The organism is Pseudonocardia autotrophica (assembly GCF_003945385.1).
In the GTDB taxonomy this organism is placed as follows: Bacteria; Actinomycetota; Actinomycetes; order Mycobacteriales; family Pseudonocardiaceae; genus Pseudonocardia; species Pseudonocardia autotrophica.
The window spans coordinates 5,427,770-5,444,313 of sequence record NZ_AP018920.1 but is presented as its reverse complement, the minus strand read 5'-3'; the positions used below and the strand labels follow the sequence as shown (position 1 = coordinate 5,444,313).

The following is a 16,544-nucleotide window of genomic DNA, read 5'->3' as shown; positions in this document are numbered from 1 at the left end:
GCCGTGGGCTGGGCCTGGTCGATCTGGCGCCGCCGTCACCAACACCGAGCCCGCGAAAGCCACTACCGACGAAGACGGATCAGATAACAAACTGCGGCTGGAGTACTAGTACTGCAACGGCAGATGCGGCGTGTCGTGAGAGGCTGACGGCCGTTCGGCGGTGATGATCACCGCGTGGTTGATCTTGCCGGGTGGGTGGCCTCGTTGGACGCGGTGGTGGAGCTGATCTCGGGCCGTTTCCGCAGGGCCGAGCCGCGTCAGCGGGTCGGGACCTATCTGCGGGGGTTGTTGGCCGGGCTGGAGCGCAAGAACGGCTGGACCCTCGCCGAGCATGCGGGAGCGGTGTCGCCGGACGGGATGCAGCGGCTGCTGCGCACTGCGGGCTGGGACGTCGAGGGTGTCCGGGACGACTTGCGCGGCTATGTCCTCGAGCACCTCGGCTACGCCGCGAGCGGTGTGTTCATCATCGACGAGACCGGGTTCATCAAGAAGGGCGTTCGCTCCGCTGGGGTGCAGCGCCAGTACACCGGCACGAGCGGGAAGATCGACAACTGCCAGCTCGGAGTGTTCCTGGCCTACGCCTCGGACAGGGGCCGGGCGTTGATCGACCGAGAGCTCTACCTGCCGGTCTCCTGGACCGAGGACCGTGAGCGCTGTCGGCGGGGCAGATGTCCCCGACGAGGTCGAGTTCGCGACGAAGCCGCAGCTGGGGACGGCGATGCTGGCCCGCGCCCACGAAGCCGGGGCACTCACGCCGACGTCGTGGGTGAGCGCGGACGAGGCCTACGGGCAGAACCCGGCTTCCGCGACTGGCTGTCCGAGCGGGAGATCCCGTTCGTGCTGGCCACCCGCAACGACGACATGTTGACCAGCCCCGACGGCAACCGCCGGCCCGCGAAGGTCCTGGCGACCATCGCCGGAGCGCGGGACCCCGACACCGGCAACGACGGCTGGGAGCGACGCGCGATCGGCCCGGGCGCACACGGGATGCGGGTCTACGACTGGACCGCGGTCGCGCTCGACACCGACGGCCTCCCGGCAGGCTGGGGGCACTGGCTGCTGGTCCGCCGCCAGACCGAGCCTGCCGAGGGCAAGACCGTCCGTGAGCTGGCGTTCTACCGCTGCGCAGCCCCGGCGACCACGCCGCTGCGGGAGTTGGTCCGGGTCGCCGGGGCGAGGTGGGCCATCGAGGAGTGCTTCCAAACCTCCAAGAACGAAGCCGGGCTCGACCAGTATCAAGTCCGGTCCTGGCGGGCCTGGCACGCCCACATCACCCTCGCCATGCTCGCCGCGGCCTACCTCGCCGTCACCCGCGCCACCGAACACACCCGCGAGCCGGAAAAGGGGGATCCTCAACTGGCCATCGCCGGCTGATCCGGTTGTCGGCCAACGAGATCCGCCGCATCCTCGCTGCACTCTCCTTCGCCCCACAGGCCTGCATCGACCACGTCATGCACTGGTCGACCTGGCGGCGCGAACGCCAACACCAAGCCCGCGCCTGCCACTACCGTCGCCGCGGCGAACGACCACCGGCCTGATCAACTGCCGTTGCAGTACTACCTGCCCAACGCGGCCAACGACTTCATCTTCGCCGTGATCGGTGAGGAGCTCGGCCTGCTCGGCGGCCTCGCGGTGCTGGCCCTGTACGGCGCGCTCGGCCGGATCGGACTGCGCATCGCCGCCCGGACCGGGGACCCGTTCCTCCGCATCGTGTCCGCCGCCACCGCGACCTGGTTCGTGGCACAGGCCGCGATGAACGTCGGCTACGTCGTGGGCCTCCTCCCGGTGACCGGGCAGCAGCTCCCGCTCGTGTCGGCGGGCGGGACCGCGTTGGTCAGCTCGATGTTCCTGCTCGGACTGCTGGCCAACGCCGCCCGCCTCGACGGTGTACCGCCGGTCAGCCCTTGGCCTTGGCGGTCCGGCGCAGCCGGGTGTTGACGAACTCGCCCATCCCCCACCGGCCGAGCTCACGACCGAAGCCGGACCGCTTGACGCCGCCGAAGGGGAGCCCGGGCAGCGTGGTGCCGTGCTCGTTGACGTAGGCCATGCCCACCTCGAGCCGGTCGGCGACCACCTGTGCGCGGTCGATGTCGCTGCCCCACACCGATCCGCTGAGGCCGAAGCTCACGTCGTTGGCGAGCGTGACGGCCTCGTCGACCGAGTCGACGCCGTAGACGACGGCGACCGGGCCGAAGATCTCCTCGGAGTAGGCGTCCATGTCCTGGGTGACGCCGGTCAGCACGGCCGGACGCATGAAGGCGCCGTCGCCGTCGAGCGCGCCGCCGCCGGTGTGGAGGGTGGCACCCTGCTCGACAGCCCGCTCGACCTGCCGGACCACGCCGTCCCGCGCCCCGACCGAGGACAGCGGGCCGACCTGGGTGTCCGGGTCCGTGGGATCGCCCACCTGGACCGACTCGAACGTCCGGACGAGCACGGAGACGAAGTCGTCCACCTTGTCGTTCGGCACGATCATCCGCTTCGGGGAGTTGCAGGCCTGGCCGGCGTTCATCAGCCGGGCCTTGGCGGCGACCGTGGCGGTCCGCTCGAGGTCGCCGTCGTCGAGAACGATCATCGGATCGGAGCCGCCGAGCTCGAGGACGGCCTTCTTCAGGTTCCGCCCGGCGGTCTCGGCCACCGAGGCCCCGGCCCGCTCGCTGCCGGTCAGCGAGATGCCGCGCACGCGCGGGTCGGCGATCATCTCGGCGATCTGCTCGTTCGTCGCGAACACGTTGATGTAGGCGTCGGCCGGCACACCGGCGGTGTGGAAGATCTCCGCCATGACCTCCGAGGAGGCCGCGCAGATCGGGGCGTGCTTCAGGATGATCGTGTTGCCCACCATGAGGTTGGGCGCGGCGAACCGGGCCACCTGGTAGTAGGGGAAGTTCCACGGCATCACCCCGACCAGCAGGCCGACGGCCTCGGTCTCGACCAGGGACTCCGCGGCGCCCTGCGGATCGAGCACCTCCTGCTGGAGCAGGTCCGGCCCGTGCTCGGCGTACCAGCGGTAGATCGCGGCCGCGAGCTTGACCTCGCCCGCGGCCTCCTTCATCGGCTTGCCCATCTCGGTCGCGATCAGGGTGGCCAGCTCGTCCCGGCGGGCCTCGTAGGCCTCGGCGACCCGGGTCAGGATCTGCGCACGCTCGGCCACCGGCGTGCCACGCCATCCGGCGTAGGCCCCGTGCGCGCGGCCCAGGACCTCGGCCACCCCCGCAGCGTCGAGCTCGGGGAACTCCTTCTCGGTCCGGCCGGTCGCCGGGTTCGCCGTCACGTAGGCAGACATGGATACGGTCCCCTTCCTGTCGCGGACACGGGCTGCCGCCGCTGCTGCTGAAGCGGTGGGCTCCGCCCGGACTACGGCACCCGTGCCGGCACCCGGAACGCGCCGCGCACTCCGACGGCGCCCGTCCCCCGCGGATTGCCCGGCCGGGCCGCCGGGCAAACGTCGGCCGGGCCACCGCCGTGACGATCACCGGGGCCCGCACCGCACCCGGGCCGGCGCGCGGCGGCCGACGCCGGCCCGGAGCACCGTCAGGCCTGGACGGTGGGCAGTTCTGCCACTCCCGCGATCGGCTGGTTGTTGCCGCCCTCCAGGACCCGTACCGCCGAGACCCACCCGTCCCCGTGCGCACTACTGATCTTGACCCACCAGAAGTTGACCGCGTTGCCCTCGGTGACCGAGCCACCGGCGCACTGGCCCAGCGCGGTGTAGGAACCCGCCGGGCAACGGCGTCCCGATGATGTTGTTCGGCCCCAGCACCGACACCCCGCGCCTCAGGTTCGTCCCGGCCGCGACCGGCACCGTGCGCGGTGGGGCCGTGGCCGGTGCCGTGGGTGGGGCGGCCTGCGGGTCTGCGCTCATCGTCGTCGTCCTCTCCGACGTACCCGGCGCCGCCCCGGGAGCGGGACGGCGCACACCGTGCGGTGCATCCCGTGGCCTCGTGCCGATCTCCGGATCCGCTACGTGCGACCCGCCGCCACCACCCGTCCGGCGGCGGCCCCGTCCCTGTCCACGGCTCCGGCTCGCGGGGTGCTCACCGCGTCCCGGCCCGAGGCTCGTAAGGCCCCGCGCACGGCCGCGCGCCGCGCCGCGATCTCGGGGTCCGGCCCGGGCGACGGCCCGATCACACCGTCCGGCGGGGCGGGGACACGCGGGGCGGGGAGCCGCCCATTCCTCATGAGCGCTTGTACGGCGTCGGGCGGGCCCCGGAGGCGTGCGTCGTCGGGGGCCGGGTCCACCACAGATCCGCGTACGGCCGCGGCCGGGGCACCCGCACCGTGGTCTCCAGGTCGGACCCCGCCGCCGGTGGCGACCCACGGCGCCGGGGCAGCACGGCGGCCCCGAGTGCGGGCTGCTCGTGGTGCAGGTCCAGCACCGGGATCGCCGCGAGCCGGCGTCCGGCCCGGTCGGCGACCTTCCAGCCTCCGTCGACCACCACCGTGACCAGCACCGGCTCCCGGCGCGCGTCGAACGCGCCGGTGACGATCAGGTGACTCGACCGCCCGGACTCGACGAACACCCGTCGCGGGCGCTCCGGGACCGGCCCCGTCCCGGTGGCCTCGACGATCAACGGCGAGACCCGCATCAGCTCGAGTGCCACGGCACCGAGCAGTTCCAGGTCGACCGGCGGCGGGCCGTCGGAGAAGCCGTCGATCACCAGTCCGCTGGCCGGGTCGACCAGCGCACCGGCCCGCAATCCGATCGACCGCTGCCACGGTCGCGGCGCGAGCAGCGACCGCAGCAGGCGCGCCGACGACGCCCCGGGCACCCGTCCCGGCCCGTCCGGGGGCTATGCCCCGTGCCTCCAGACGCGGTTCACGCCGTGCGGGTCGCCGCGTGCGGGACAGACCCCGGCTCGCCGGCGTCGGTGACGACGGCCGAGCGGGGTGCGCCGTCGTAGAAGTGGTCGACGATCATCCGCAGGTCACGCCGGGCCATCGCCAGGTTGGCCTGGGCGCGGTTAAGCGCCAGGTGGAAGAACAGCGTCTCCCCGTCGCGCGACGCGACCGGCCGGATGACGTGGTACTGGGCGCTCAGGGTGATCAGGATGTCGTCGATCGGGTCCTGGATGCCCAGCCTCGCCAGGACGTCGAGCTCGGTACGCACGAGCTCGGTGTTGCCCGCCGCGGCGACGTCGAGGTCGAACCCGGGACTGCCGCCCCGCGCCCCGAGGGTCAGCCCGCTCTCGTAGTCGATCAGGGCGACGGCGAACGTCCCCGTGATCCTCGACGCGGCATCCAGAGCCCAGTCGATGCTGCTCACGCCTGGCACCCTCCTCGTGCAGTCGCCAGTGGACCGTGAACGGTCACGCGGCGGGATCGGTGTGCGGGACGGAGCCGTTCGCACCCACGGCGCCCGGGGATCGGCGCGGTGACCACGGCTCCACCCTCGATCGTGCATTCCGAACCACCGGACGCAAAGGACTGAACGGCCAAACTTAAAGGTTTGACCACACGACGGTCGAACGTCCACTGACGACAGAGCGTGGTCGGCGCACCGTCCGATGAGGAACTCGCGCGGGCAGGCCGGACCCGCCCTGGCCGGGTGGGTCGGCCCGGGTGGGTCGGTCGGTGGGCTGCGGCGGGGGCTCAGTCGATGGCGTGGGCGATCTCGACGGCCCGGGCCAGGGTGGTGATCTTCTCGTCGAGCGTGTCGCCGGCGGGGTAGAGCCGGACGATGTCGACGCCGGTGTCGCGCCAGGTCTGCAGCCGTTCGCGTACGCGCTGTTCGGTGCCGATCAGCGTGGTCGCCAGCACCATCTCGTCGGGCACGAGCGCGGCGGCGCCGTCACGGTCGCCGTCCTGCCAGCGCTGCCGGACCTCGCCGGCGACCTCGGCCCAGCCCTGGCGGCTGTAGGCGCTGTTGTAGTACTAGGGAGGCTGCGCTCAGCGCACGTCGCTGGCCGCTACCCGATCGGCCATGACCGTGGGTGGTCATGACCCATAGGCTGGCCACATGGACGAGATGCTTACCGTCTCCACGGCGACGCCGACTCGCGACGTCGCCGTCCGGCTCGCCCGATCGGCGATCTCGGCAGGTCTCGCGGCGGGTGGACAGATTGTCGGTCCGGTTGCATCGGTCTTCTGGCACGGTGGCGAGTTCGGCGAAGGTGAGGAGTGGGTGGCTTCTTTCAAGACGACCGCCGCTCGCTACGACGAGCTGGAGGCGCACCTCATCGAGCACCACGAGTGGCAGAACCCCGAGGTGACAGCCGTCCCGCTGGCCCGCGCGTCAGCGGCGTACGTCGAGTGGGTGGAGCGCGTCACCGCGAAGTAGCTCCTGCACTGCGGGGACGTCGCTGTGCCGCTGTCCGAGTCGCTCGGCGACCTCGGTGAGCCGTTGCCGCGGTCGGACCGAGGCGACGTTGCCCATCACGTGCAGGCTCGTCGCCACGGTCTCGGCGGCTTGTTCGACCTCGCCGGCGTCGGCATAGCTCTGCGCGAGCCAGGAGGAGTAGAGCGCCTTGTCTCGCGCGTGCACGTCGCTGTACCGGCCGAGCGCACTCTCCAGGACGGGGACGGCGCGCAGCGGGCGGCGGAGTTCGGACCAGCAGCGGCCGGTCATGATGGCCAGCTCGTCGGCGTCGATCCACGCGGCGTAGTCCGGGGTGCGTGCGTCGGCGACGGCGTGCGCCTCCTCGGCGACCCCGAGGCACCGGGCGGTGGTGTCGGCGTCGCCGTCGAGAGCGAACGTCCACGCCGCTCGGGAGTAGAGCAGCGCTCGGACACCGGGGTCGACGCCGTCCTCGCCGGCGGTTTGGACCGACTTCTCCGAGATCGAGCGGGCCGGCTTGCCGAGCGTGATCAGCTGGTAGGCGTGGAAGGCGAGTGCGTTGCCGGCCAGCCCGGGGTCGCCGGACTCGACCGCGGCGGCGTGGCTGCGGCGGAAGTGCTCTCGGGCGAGGTCGTGCCATCCGGCATCGAAAGCGGCCCAGCCGGCCTGCTGGGACTGTTCGGCGTGCACGGCGAGCAGCGCGCGGTGGACCGCGTCGCGAGCAGTGCCGCCCTGCAGGATGCGCGCGGAGAGTTCCGCCTCGGCGTTGTAGAGCTTGTACGTGTCGGCTCCGCCGAGAGTGTCGTCGAGCCGGCGCAGGCTCGTCAGCCGGTTGGTGAGGTCGGTGGCGACCTCGATCGTCGAAGTGCTCGAGCTGGTGTTGCCGAGCACGCTGCCGAGCAACCCGGAAAGTGCGAGCGATCCGCTCGCCCGCAGGAAGTCACGTCGCAGCACTGAACTGTCACCGTCCCAGCCGTCTGAGTCCCGATCGGACGTCGTCGACGCTAGGGAGATGGGGTCGGCAGCAGCAGGGCATCCACCCGGCATTCCCGTGGCAGGCCGTGTGACGGTCGGCGCACGCCGGGTGGACGGAACGGGAGCGCCTAGCTGGTCGAGCAGGCGGCGGTACACGGCCTGGGGCCGTTGAACGGCTCCGGTTTCCCATCGGCCGACTAGGCGTATGTCGAGTTTGGTCCCGCGCTCCTCGTTCGTCGTGAACGCGAGGCGGATGACCTGGTCGACGAGGTCCTGCTGCGTCCATCGCTGGACCTCGTCGCGCCACCGGCGTAGCTGGTCGCCCCAGGGCTCGTCGCTGTCGTCCGGATACACGCCGGCGGCCACCCCCGATCGGTCGTCGGTCCAGTGTGCCCGCCGAATGCCCTGCGCTACCAGGGTTCTGACCTGCTTTGTTCCGCCGTGCACCGCAATCGTCTACGTCATGAACAGCAGTGCACCACAGCCACGGGACCCCGGGGCCGAGTTCACGGAGCTGCGCGAGCTGACCCGAGAGATGGCCGAGCGGGTCGAGCGGCTCAGGCGTCGTCGGCGTCGGGACCTAGCCGACGCTCGATGGCGTCGATCCGTCGAACGAGCGCAATCACGTCCGCCTTGAGCGAGTCCAGCTCGGCGAGCACGGGGTCGTCGGCGTCGGGGTCGTCGACCTGGTCGCCATCGAGGATCCGGGCAATCTGATCGCCCGGCCAGCCGAGCGCTTCGGAGACCGCGGTGAGGGTGCGAGGGCTCCGCCGGCGCGGCTGAAGGTTGTGCTGCAGCTCCCGGACGGTCATCAGGGCGACACCCGCGCGGGTCGCGAGCTCGGCCTGCGTCATGTCGAGCTCGGCCAGCCGAGTCTTGATCGCCTCGGCGACGGCGTCCCAGTCCTTGGCCACGCGCACCTTCCTGTCGTTCCAGCAGGCGGGACCTGCTGATTTCGGTGCCGAGGCTAGCGGTGACGACTCCGGTCGGGCCATCGAGCCGCAGGATCAACAGCCTAGGACTAGTTTTAGCAGCTAATATTGGTGCTATAGTTAGCGCATGGCGAATCTACGAGAGGGAGGCAGGCGATGAGCAAGCTGGAGCCGGTGGCCGTGACGGCGGCGCCGAGGTTCTACAGCGTCGCGCAGGTCGCGGCGATGTTCGGGATGTCGACGATGACGGTCTACCGGGCGATAGCGGCGGGGGAGTTCCCGGCGGTGAAGGTCCGGGGGCGGCTGATCATCCCGGCGAAGGCGATCGAGGCGATCGCGGACCTGGCGGTCGCCGAGCAAACCGTCGTCGATGCATCCGGCTGGGCGCCGGCGCAGCGGGGGAGTACCGGGTGATGGGCGGCGTCGGTGTGGTGCTGCTGGTCCTGGTCGCGGGGGCGGTCATCTGCGCGAAGGCGCGCTCGGCGGCGGGCGCTGCGGCGTTCACCGTGATTGCTGCGGTCGTGTTCGTGGCGACACCGGTCGGGCAGGGCGTACCGGATGCAGTGGCGACTTTCATCTCGGCGTTCGATCAAGCTGCGACTCCGGCCCTCAACCGGACGCCGGCCGAGCACGCCTCGACCGGGGGCGGTGCCGGATGACGGCCACCGCGGATCGAATCGACGTATCGGCGCTGTCCTGTCCGGGCTGCCAACAGTCGGTGACGGGCGAACCGCCCACTGGCTGGCCAGACCGGGCGGGGCGGCCGCTGGAGTTCTCCCACCGCGACGGATCCGTGCTGTGCCCGGATGACCGAGGCCGGGTACCTGAGCCGGTCGAGGTGCGCCGATGAACGCCGCGGGGGAGCGGGCCTCCAGCGGAGTGCTGCTCGTCGACCTCGATCGACGGCTCGCCGGCTTCACGGCCCGCACCGTCCGGTTGCAGGTCCTCGTCAATCACGACTCCCAGCGCTCGGGCCACTGCCCGACGTGCCGGTGGGCGGTGGACCGGGGCCGGCCGGGGTGCCCGTCCTACGCAGTCGCGCTCTGCCTACTGGAGAACCGCCCACTGCCGTCCTGGCTGGCGCACCTGGCCGACCAGCTACCGGGCGCACGAATCCGAGCCGAGAAGCCAGGCGATGACGCCCGCCGCGCCGAAGAGGACGCAGCGGCCGGTCTCTTCCCGGCACCCCGACGAGTCCGGCCGAGAGGAACCGGGACATGACGAGGCAACTACACGACCACATGAGACGGCCCGGCGACGGGTTCTTGGCGGGACACAGCCGCCGGGCCGCTCTCCCCGCGCATCAGCAGAAGGCAGGAGAGGAACCGATGGTAGAGCGAGACGACGACCGTTGGCGTGCCCGTGCGGCGTGCCGGTCGGTGGACCCCGAGAGGTTCTTTCCTACGGCGGACGTCGGCGCCTTGTACGACCGCGAGGTGGCCCGCGCGAAGCGGGTGTGCCGCCGCTGCCCGGTGCAAGCTGTCTGCAGGGAGTGGGCGATCGCCTATCTCCCGCACGGCGTGGCCGGCGGGATGAGTGAGGAGGAGCGCCGCCGCGCCCGTCGGGCGTCGGCCCGCCGGGTCCGTCGCGCCGAACTGGGTACCAACGGTCCCGCCCCGGTCCTCCGCACCGACCGGGCACACATCATCGCTGCCGGTCGGGCAGCGCTGGCCGAGGGCGTCGACCGCGAGGAGATCGCCCGCACGCTTGGAGTGACTCGCCGGACCGTGGATCGCTGGGCCGCGACCGTCACCGCTTCGATCATCGGTGGTGGTCGGTGATGGGCCTGTTCGACGTGTCCCCGACGACGACCGCTGCCGGCAGGATCCGCGAGCTGGTCCGCCGTATCGCGGTCGACGTGTTCGACGCGACCGAGGTCGAGATCCCGATTCCCGGGTTCACGGTGTTCACCGACCGCAAGCTCGATGACCCTCTGGCCGGTCTTCGCGCCGCGCTGCTGCTGCGCAACGTCGGCGAGGCGCAGCTCTACGAGTACGCACGCACGGCCCGCGCCGCCGGCCGGTCATGGGACGAGGTCGCAAAGGCCCTGGATCTGTCCACCGACGGGCTCGGCTCCGCGGGCGAGACGGCCTTCGACTGGCTGGTCGTCGGACGCGTGCCCGAACCGGCCCCGGAGGAGGTCCGGTCGTTCCGGACTCCCTCGGCGTACTGGCGCTGCGGCGCCTGCGACCAGCTGATCACCGATGACGGGCCGTTCGAGTCGCATCCGGACGACCAAGAGGGCGGTCACTCCCGTGGATGCGCACGACACCTGCAGGACATCGCGGCGTGGTGCGAGCGAACGGGGAGGACCGACTGATGGCGGCGTTGTTCCGTGACCTGCGCGTCAGCGAGCAAGTCCTGTGGCGAGCCCGCCTCCAGCGGCTGATTCGTCGCTGCGCGAAGGAGGGGCTGTGGACGAAGGAGATCCGGGAGCAGCCCGCCGGGTCCGAAATCGGGGTCTGGGCGCTGGACAAGCCCCTGCTGGGGCTGCGCGCTGCACACCTGATCCGTGAGGCGGCGATCGAGCAGGTCACGCTGCACGCCTTGCAGGCGCGCGGCGCAGGCTGGTCGTGGGATGAGATCGGTGCCGCGATGGGCCTGCCGACCGGCGGTGGGGATCCGCGCGAGGACACCGCGTACGAGTGGATCGTCGAGGGCCGTGACCCGGATCGGGCGTCGCGGGAGAAGGTGGGGTTCCCGCAGACCCGCTGGCGCTGCGGCTGCTGCGAGCGCGAGATCGAGGACGCGGGCCCGTTCGGGTCGTCGCCGGTGTGCCATGAGTACGGCCACGCCGACGACTGCGCGCGCTGGGACGAGTCCGTCCGCGAGTGGGGCGCCGCTCGTCACCGCCAGTTCAGTGGGCGGGGTGATCAGCGATGATCGCCATGCTGGCCACGGTCGGGACGACCGTGCTGTTCTTGACCGGGTTCGCCCTGGCTGCCGCGTTCGCTTGGGCACGCGGTGCCCGTCTGCTGGCCGCCGGGCTCGGCCTGCTTGCCGCCCTGCCGGCGGCGACCCTGCTGCAGACCCTGGCGTGGCCGGCGTTCGCCGCCGCCGGGCTGATCGTGGCAGCGATCGTGTGGCATCGGTGGTCGCGGTCTTCGGCGACGGTGTCGCGGTGGGCGTCTCGGTCGCGCCGCAAAGTCGGTGTGGCGTCGTCGCTGGACGTGGTGCGTCACGCGGGGACGCTCGCGGTGCGGCGACGCACGAGCACAGTCCGCCCGTCTCTGGCCGGTCTGCCCTGGATACAGCGGGTGCGGCTGGCGACCAGCGAGGCAGCAGTCGAACTGTGCCGCACCGGGGCGCTACGGGTGTGGGCGCTGGTCGAGGACGTGGTGATCGTCGTCGGCGGCCCGCGGACCGGGAAGACCGGATGGCTGGCCGGGCGGGTCCTCGACGCCCCGGGTGCGGCGTTGGTGACCTCGACCCGGACGGATCTGCTGGATCTGTGCGGGCCGCTGCGTGCGGGCCGGGGGCCGGTGGCGGTGTTCAACCCCGCCGGCCTCGGCGATCGGCCCTCGACGATCACGTTCGACCCGCTGACCGGCTGCGGCGATCCGGTGACGGCCACTGAGCGGGCCACGGACATGCTCGCCGCGGTGGCGTCCGGTGCGGGTGGGGATCGGGAGTTCTGGGACGGCCAGGCCCGCCGCGTGTTGGCTGCGTTGCTGCACGCGGCGGCGTTGGGCGGCAAGGCGATGGCCGAGGTCCTGGGGTGGGTTGCGGATCCGGATACGGCGGGGCGTGAGGTGCCGGCGTTGTTGCGGCGCTCGGGGGTCACGGCGTTCGAGCAGGACGCGATGCAGTTCCTGACCACCAACGAGCGCACCCGTTCGTCGATCACCTCGAGTGTGATGCCCGCGCTGGGGTGGCTGACCCATCCGGCCGCTGCCGCGGCGGCCGAGCGAGGGGAGGGCTTCGACGTCGCCCGCCTACTCGAGGAGCGCGCCACGGTGTTCCTGCTCGGGGCGGAGGAGGCCCAGACCGCACCGCTGGTGTGTGCGCTGACCGGGCACATCGCCCGCGAGGCCCGCCGCCTCGCGGCCGGGCGCCCGGCGGGTCGCCTCGACCCGCCGCTGGGGTTGTTCCTCGACGAGGCCGCGTTGATCTCGCCGGTGCCGTTGGAGTCGTGGACGGCGGACATGGGTGGTCGCGGGGTGACGATCGTGTGTGCGTTCCAGTCCCGTGCGCAGTTGTTGGCGCGGTGGGGCGAGCACAAGGCGGCGACGATCCTGAACAACACCGCCGCGGTGATGATCTTCGGTGGGACGCGGGACAAGTCCGATCTGGAGTTCTGGTCCACCCTCGCAGGCGACCGGGACGAGAAGGTCGCCACGACCGACGAGCACGGCCGGGTCGCCTCGCGCAGCGTGCGGAAGGCGCCGGTGCTGGCGCCGGCGCAGATCGCGAACCTGCCCGCCGGGCGGGTCGTGGTGATCCGGCGCGGGATCGCGCCGGTGATCGGGCGGGCCCGGATGGCGTGGCGCCGTCGCGATGTCCGCCGCCGCGCCTGCGGCCTGGCGCGGGTCGAGGCCGAGTCCCGCCGGCATCACCGCCGTGAGGCGGTCCGGACGTGGGCCGATCTGCAGGTGGAGCGGGTCCTGGTGGTGCTGGCGCGGCGGTGGCCTGACCGGTTCGGGGAGGCCGCGGCGCGGGTGCGGTCGTCGAACGCGATGTTCGCCGAGCTGCGCGCCATCCGCAGCGCCGACCAGCCCGAGGACCGGCCGGCGCTGATCGAGCCCGCCGATGGTCCGTACGAGGGTGACGGACAGGAGCCGCAGCGATGAGCGCCGGGGACTACGAGCTGCTGACCCCGGGTGAGGCCGTGGATCGGCTCGCGGCCGACCTGCCCGGTGGCCGGGCGGACGCCGAGCAGGTCATCGCCTCCTACCTGCGGGACGCCACCGGCAACTACGGACGGCCGTCGGAGGGGTGGCGACTCGATGAGTTCGATCTCGACGACGCCCGGGCGCGGTTCGGGTGGGTCGACTTCCCCGGTGGGGAGACCGTCGCCCGAGCGCGGGCTCGTGCCGAGGGGATCGCGGTCGTTGCGGTGCGGGAGGCCGCCGGGACCTCGGCGATCACCGACCGCGAGCGGCTGGAGGGGCTGCACTCGGATGCCGAGATGTGGGGCTACCGCGCCAATCCGGTCGGACTCGATGAGCTCACCACCACCGCCGGGTGCGAGCCACAGCCACGCCTGGTGGCCGTCGGCCGGGACGGGCGGGAGCGCTCGCACCGCGAGGCCACCGCCGCCCACGACACCCGCATGCGCGCCGCAGAAGCCGCGGCCGAGGCCGCCGCGCTGAGCCAGCACCAGGAGCACGGCGAAGACACCTACGCCGACGACACCGACGAATCCGATTGCGATGACGAGCAGGGCCGAGTGAGCGCCCCGGATCATGCCCGCGACGATGCGCCGGCCGAGGTCGAGACCGATGAGCGCGGGGATCGCGAGCGGGTCCTCGACGAGGGCCCGGGTGCGTTCGTGGGCGGGCTGTGGTTCACCCCGGACGAGGACGCCGATGGCGGGGTGCGGCCGTTGACCGAGGCCGAGATGCGCCACTTCTCCCACCTGGTCCAGCAGTCCCAGGTCGACGCCGTCGCAGGAGAGCTCGACCAGGAACCGGCCACCGGGCGACCTGCAGTCGGGACCACCGACGCTGATGCCGGAGCCGATGCGGCGGGGTGGGAGCGGTGAGCGGGCCCTCGCACCCAGCCCACCCCGACCCGGGTTCCGCCGAGGCCGGCGGGGCCCTGGCCGGGCTGGCGCGGGAGGTCGAGGTGCTGCGCCGGCAGGTCGCCGAGCTCGAGCCGCTACCGGGGCAGGTGGGGGAGCTCGGCCGGTTGGTCGGGCAGCTGTCTGAGGCCCTGGCCGCGGTGACCGCACGGCGCCGGGTCCCGGCGGCGCCGTCGTGGCTGACCGCGCCCACCGACACCGGCGAGATCACCGCGCTGCTCGAGGAGCTGTGCGTGTGGGTGGAGTCGGTGTTCCTGCGCTACCCGGACGGGGCGAAGGTGCTGGCCGAGTGCTGGCTGTGGCATCCCGACGTCGTCGAGGAACTCCTCTGGCTGATGTATGCCTGGTGCGCCGCCTACCAGGGCCCGGCCGCCTCGGTCGGGGCGGCGGGAGACTGGCACGACCGCCAGCGCCCCGGCGTCGTGGCCCGGCTACGCAAGTCGGTCGGGTCCTGCTCGATCGAGACCCACCAGACCCGCCCCGGCTGGAACACCCCACCCGGCACCCCGGTCACGGTCCCCGGCGTCGAGCACACCGAGCTGATCGCCCGCTGGTGGGCAGGGTCCCGCGACTGCGCCCCACCCGAGCCCACCGCACCCACCACCGCGCCCGCCGGGCCGGTCGGGGGTGAGCGGTCGTGACCGGGCAGGGCTACTGGGCCCGGTTGCGGGCGGCGGTGGTGGCGATGCGGGAGGTCAAGCGCGCCTATGACATCGACATCCAGCAGATGCGGGCCCGGGCCGAGGCGTATCTGGACGGTGGTGAGGAGTACCGGGAGCTGGTCGATCAGCGGCGAGGAGATATCGACGTCGCCGACGAACGGGCAGACCGGTTGTTCGCGCTGGTCGACCAGGCCGGGGTCGACGTGCTCGATGCGCTCCGGGGCCGTCTGGTGGACAGCGCCTGGCTGATCGAGCAGGCCCGCGAGGTGGCCGAGACCGCCACCACGGCCTACAGCCTATATCCGGACAGCGACAAGGACGACGACCGCACTCGCCCGGTGCCCGAGCAAGCCCGGGAACTCCCCGAGGACAGCGCTGCGCAGACCGCCATCGAGGAGCCCCACACCGAGCGCACCGACGATGCGGACAACGCTCGTGCGGCCGAGGACCGAGTCGACGACGCCACCGAGGCCGACGTCGGGAGCGGAGCGGAGCCGGTAGTCGCGAGCTCGCCGCCGTGGCAGGACGCCCAGCGACTACGCGACCCGGACCTCGACAGGCTGGCCGAGGTGCTGGAGGAGATCACCGCGGCCGAACGGGAGCGGTGGAAGGCCGCGTTCGATGAGGCCGACGAGCTGGACTGGATCGTCGCCGGTGTCGATGACGAGCGGGACCGCCGGCAGTGGCAGATCGAGACTGACGGTCAGCCCGACGAGCTCGACGACACGCGCTCCGACGACGACCCTCCCGACCCGGGCCCGAGCGACGAGGCCGATCCGACCCGGCCCGACGACGCCGCTGTCAGCGACCGCGGTGACGAGGGCGCCGGTGGTCTGGTGCCGGATCCCCTTGAGCAGGCGCGCCAGGCGCTGGCCGCAGTCCGGCAGGACCTGCTCGACGATGCCGACGAGACCGGGCGTGGCTGGTGCGAGGACCCGTGGCGAGACACGGGGACCGACGACGGACAGGACGATCAGCGGTGAGCGCCCACCCCACAGCGACCTCCACGCGCGGGGCCCGTTCGCGGGTAGCACTGTGGCTGCCTGGCCTGGCGGTGGCGATCGGTGCGGCGGTGGCGACCGCGCACGGCCTGTTCGAGGTCGCCGTCGCCGCCCGGGTCCCGGTCGGGGTCGCCTGGATCTACCCGCTGATCACCGACGGCCTCGCCCTGGTCGCCTACGGCGCCACCGCACGCCTGCGCGGCTCGGGTGCCCGCTACGCCTGGGCGGTCGTGATCGTCTCCGCCGGGCTGTCAGGGCTCGCCCAGGCGGTCTACCTCGCCTCCGACACCGTCACCACCGGCGGCGCGCTGGAGGTGAGCCCCGCCCTGCGGTTCGGGGTCGGGGCCTGGCCCGCGATCGCCGCCGCCGTCGTGGCGCACCTGCTCTACCTCCTCGCCGCCGACCACCCAGCCGACACCGACGAAGAGACAGCGGGGGAGCGGAACGAGGGGAACGGGGCATCCAGGCCACGTGTCCCGATGGCTATCACCGTCCCACGGGACAACGCGGCATCCCCGTCCCACTCGGACTCTGTTGACCCGGGGCCGGGTGTCCCGCCCGCGTTGGACGGGCCGGTGATCCCGGCGCCGCCGCGACCGGTGTCCCAGCCATCGCCGCGCCCGGTGTCCCGTCCCGGGGACGGGGCGGGTGCGGGCGCGCAGGAGCGCGCCCGCACCACCGCCCAGCACCACTGCGACACCCACGGGGCCCTGCCTACGGTGCGCGAGCTCCAGGACCTCGCCCAAGTCGGCCGGGGCACCGCCGCCCGAGCCCTCCAACAGCTCCGCGACCACCCACCACAGGCCACCAGCGGCCTGCACCTGGTCCCCGACGAGCCCCACGACAGGACCCAGCCATGACCACTTCCACCCGACAGAGCCACCCGAGCACGCGCGCACCCGACGCGACCGAGCACAGCACCGGAACCGAGCGCGACTACACCGAACAGACCAAGAGCAG

General features: G+C 72.4%; 19 protein-coding genes and 1 pseudogene. 14 read left to right on the top strand and 6 right to left on the bottom strand.

Annotated features, from left to right (window positions below; all coding sequences use genetic code 11):
* Positions 1 to 174: 174 nt before the first annotated feature.
* Together Pdca_RS25445 and Pdca_RS25440 are read left to right on the top strand one after the other, a co-directional pair.
* Positions 175 to 1,374 (top strand): IS701 family transposase, encoded by a 1,200-nt coding sequence (locus Pdca_RS25445; protein ID WP_085916441.1) that lies wholly within the window; start codon positions 175 to 177, stop codon positions 1,372 to 1,374.
* A gap of 174 nt (positions 1,375 to 1,548) precedes the next feature.
* Positions 1,549 to 1,938, top strand: a complete 390-nt coding sequence (locus Pdca_RS25440; RefSeq protein WP_373865538.1) for an FtsW/RodA/SpoVE family cell cycle protein — start codon at positions 1,549 to 1,551, stop codon at positions 1,936 to 1,938.
* On the opposite strand, the gene Pdca_RS25435 is transcribed toward Pdca_RS25440, so the two are convergent.
* From Pdca_RS25435 to Pdca_RS25420, 4 genes and pseudogenes are all read right to left on the bottom strand, one after another.
* Positions 1,898 to 3,280, bottom strand: a complete 1,383-nt coding sequence (locus Pdca_RS25435; protein WP_085916440.1) for an NAD-dependent succinate-semialdehyde dehydrogenase — start codon at positions 3,278 to 3,280, stop codon at positions 1,898 to 1,900. The two genes, Pdca_RS25440 and Pdca_RS25435, sit on opposite strands and share 41 nt — an antisense overlap.
* A gap of 892 nt (positions 3,281 to 4,172) precedes the next feature.
* Complete coding sequence (locus tag Pdca_RS25430; RefSeq protein ID WP_085916439.1) at positions 4,173 to 4,766, bottom strand: hypothetical protein; 594 nt, start codon at positions 4,764 to 4,766, stop codon at positions 4,173 to 4,175.
* A gap of 47 nt (positions 4,767 to 4,813) precedes the next feature.
* Positions 4,814 to 5,260 carry a hypothetical protein gene (locus Pdca_RS25425; protein WP_166665857.1) on the bottom strand — a complete coding sequence of 149 codons (447 nt, stop codon included), beginning with the start codon at positions 5,258 to 5,260 and terminating at the stop codon, positions 4,814 to 4,816.
* Positions 5,261 to 5,586: 326 nt separating this feature from the next.
* Positions 5,587 to 5,868, bottom strand: a pseudogene (locus tag Pdca_RS25420) (LLM class flavin-dependent oxidoreductase); the annotation flags it as partial.
* Positions 5,869 to 5,953: 85 nt separating this feature from the next.
* Here Pdca_RS25420 and cutA point away from each other — a divergent pair.
* Positions 5,954 to 6,274, top strand: a complete 321-nt coding sequence (cutA, locus tag Pdca_RS25415) for a divalent-cation tolerance protein CutA (RefSeq protein ID WP_085916438.1) — start codon at positions 5,954 to 5,956, stop codon at positions 6,272 to 6,274.
* Here cutA and Pdca_RS25410 read toward each other — a convergent pair.
* Both Pdca_RS25410 and Pdca_RS25405 read right to left on the bottom strand, forming a co-directional pair.
* Entirely contained in the window at positions 6,230 to 7,225 is a 996-nt protein-coding gene (locus Pdca_RS25410; protein WP_125911559.1) for an NsdA family TPR-like regulatory protein, read from the bottom strand. The genes cutA and Pdca_RS25410 overlap by 45 nt on opposite strands.
* A 578-nt stretch (positions 7,226 to 7,803) precedes the next feature.
* The gene (locus tag Pdca_RS25405) at positions 7,804 to 8,160 is read right to left on the bottom strand and encodes a hypothetical protein (protein WP_085916436.1); all 357 of its coding nucleotides are present in this window, start codon (positions 8,158 to 8,160) and stop codon (positions 7,804 to 7,806) included.
* A gap of 174 nt (positions 8,161 to 8,334) precedes the next feature.
* On the opposite strand from Pdca_RS25405, the gene Pdca_RS25400 reads away from it, so the two are divergent.
* The 11 genes from Pdca_RS25400 to Pdca_RS25350 all read left to right on the top strand — a co-directional run bounded on the left by Pdca_RS25400 (position 8,335) and on the right by Pdca_RS25350 (position 16,444).
* The gene (locus tag Pdca_RS25400) at positions 8,335 to 8,592 is read left to right on the top strand and encodes a helix-turn-helix domain-containing protein (RefSeq protein WP_085916435.1); all 258 of its coding nucleotides are present in this window, start codon (positions 8,335 to 8,337) and stop codon (positions 8,590 to 8,592) included.
* A gap of 14 nt (positions 8,593 to 8,606) precedes the next feature.
* Entirely contained in the window at positions 8,607 to 8,837 is a 231-nt protein-coding gene (locus Pdca_RS25395; protein ID WP_232021190.1) for a hypothetical protein, read from the top strand.
* A gap of 187 nt (positions 8,838 to 9,024) precedes the next feature.
* On the top strand, positions 9,025 to 9,399 hold the full coding sequence (locus Pdca_RS25390; protein WP_125911558.1) for a hypothetical protein: 375 nt from the start codon (positions 9,025 to 9,027) through the stop codon (positions 9,397 to 9,399).
* Complete coding sequence (locus tag Pdca_RS38100) at positions 9,396 to 9,959, top strand: WhiB family transcriptional regulator (protein ID WP_085916433.1); 564 nt, start codon at positions 9,396 to 9,398, stop codon at positions 9,957 to 9,959. Before Pdca_RS25390 ends, Pdca_RS38100 begins: the two co-directional genes overlap by 4 nt.
* A complete protein-coding gene (locus Pdca_RS25380) occupies positions 9,959 to 10,498 on the top strand; it encodes a hypothetical protein (RefSeq protein ID WP_085916432.1) in 540 nt (179 codons plus the stop codon). Before Pdca_RS38100 ends, Pdca_RS25380 begins: the two co-directional genes overlap by 1 nt.
* On the top strand, positions 10,498 to 11,061 hold the full coding sequence (locus tag Pdca_RS36125) for a hypothetical protein (RefSeq protein ID WP_085916431.1): 564 nt from the start codon (positions 10,498 to 10,500) through the stop codon (positions 11,059 to 11,061). Before Pdca_RS25380 ends, Pdca_RS36125 begins: the two co-directional genes overlap by 1 nt.
* On the top strand, positions 11,058 to 12,968 hold the full coding sequence (locus tag Pdca_RS25370; RefSeq protein ID WP_232021189.1) for a type IV secretory system conjugative DNA transfer family protein: 1,911 nt from the start codon (positions 11,058 to 11,060) through the stop codon (positions 12,966 to 12,968). Before Pdca_RS36125 ends, Pdca_RS25370 begins: the two co-directional genes overlap by 4 nt.
* Positions 12,965 to 13,882: a hypothetical protein gene (locus Pdca_RS25365; RefSeq protein WP_085916429.1), complete on the top strand. Its 918-nt coding sequence runs from the start codon at positions 12,965 to 12,967 to the stop codon at positions 13,880 to 13,882. Before Pdca_RS25370 ends, Pdca_RS25365 begins: the two co-directional genes overlap by 4 nt.
* Positions 13,879 to 14,562 (top strand): hypothetical protein, encoded by a 684-nt coding sequence (locus Pdca_RS25360; RefSeq protein WP_085916443.1) that lies wholly within the window; start codon positions 13,879 to 13,881, stop codon positions 14,560 to 14,562. The genes Pdca_RS25365 and Pdca_RS25360 overlap by 4 nt, the downstream gene beginning before the upstream one ends.
* Entirely contained in the window at positions 14,559 to 15,566 is a 1,008-nt protein-coding gene (locus tag Pdca_RS25355; protein ID WP_085916428.1) for a hypothetical protein, read from the top strand. The genes Pdca_RS25360 and Pdca_RS25355 overlap by 4 nt, the downstream gene beginning before the upstream one ends.
* Positions 15,563 to 16,444 (top strand): hypothetical protein, encoded by an 882-nt coding sequence (locus Pdca_RS25350; RefSeq protein WP_125911556.1) that lies wholly within the window; start codon positions 15,563 to 15,565, stop codon positions 16,442 to 16,444. Before Pdca_RS25355 ends, Pdca_RS25350 begins: the two co-directional genes overlap by 4 nt.
* Positions 16,445 to 16,544 lie beyond the last annotated feature (100 nt).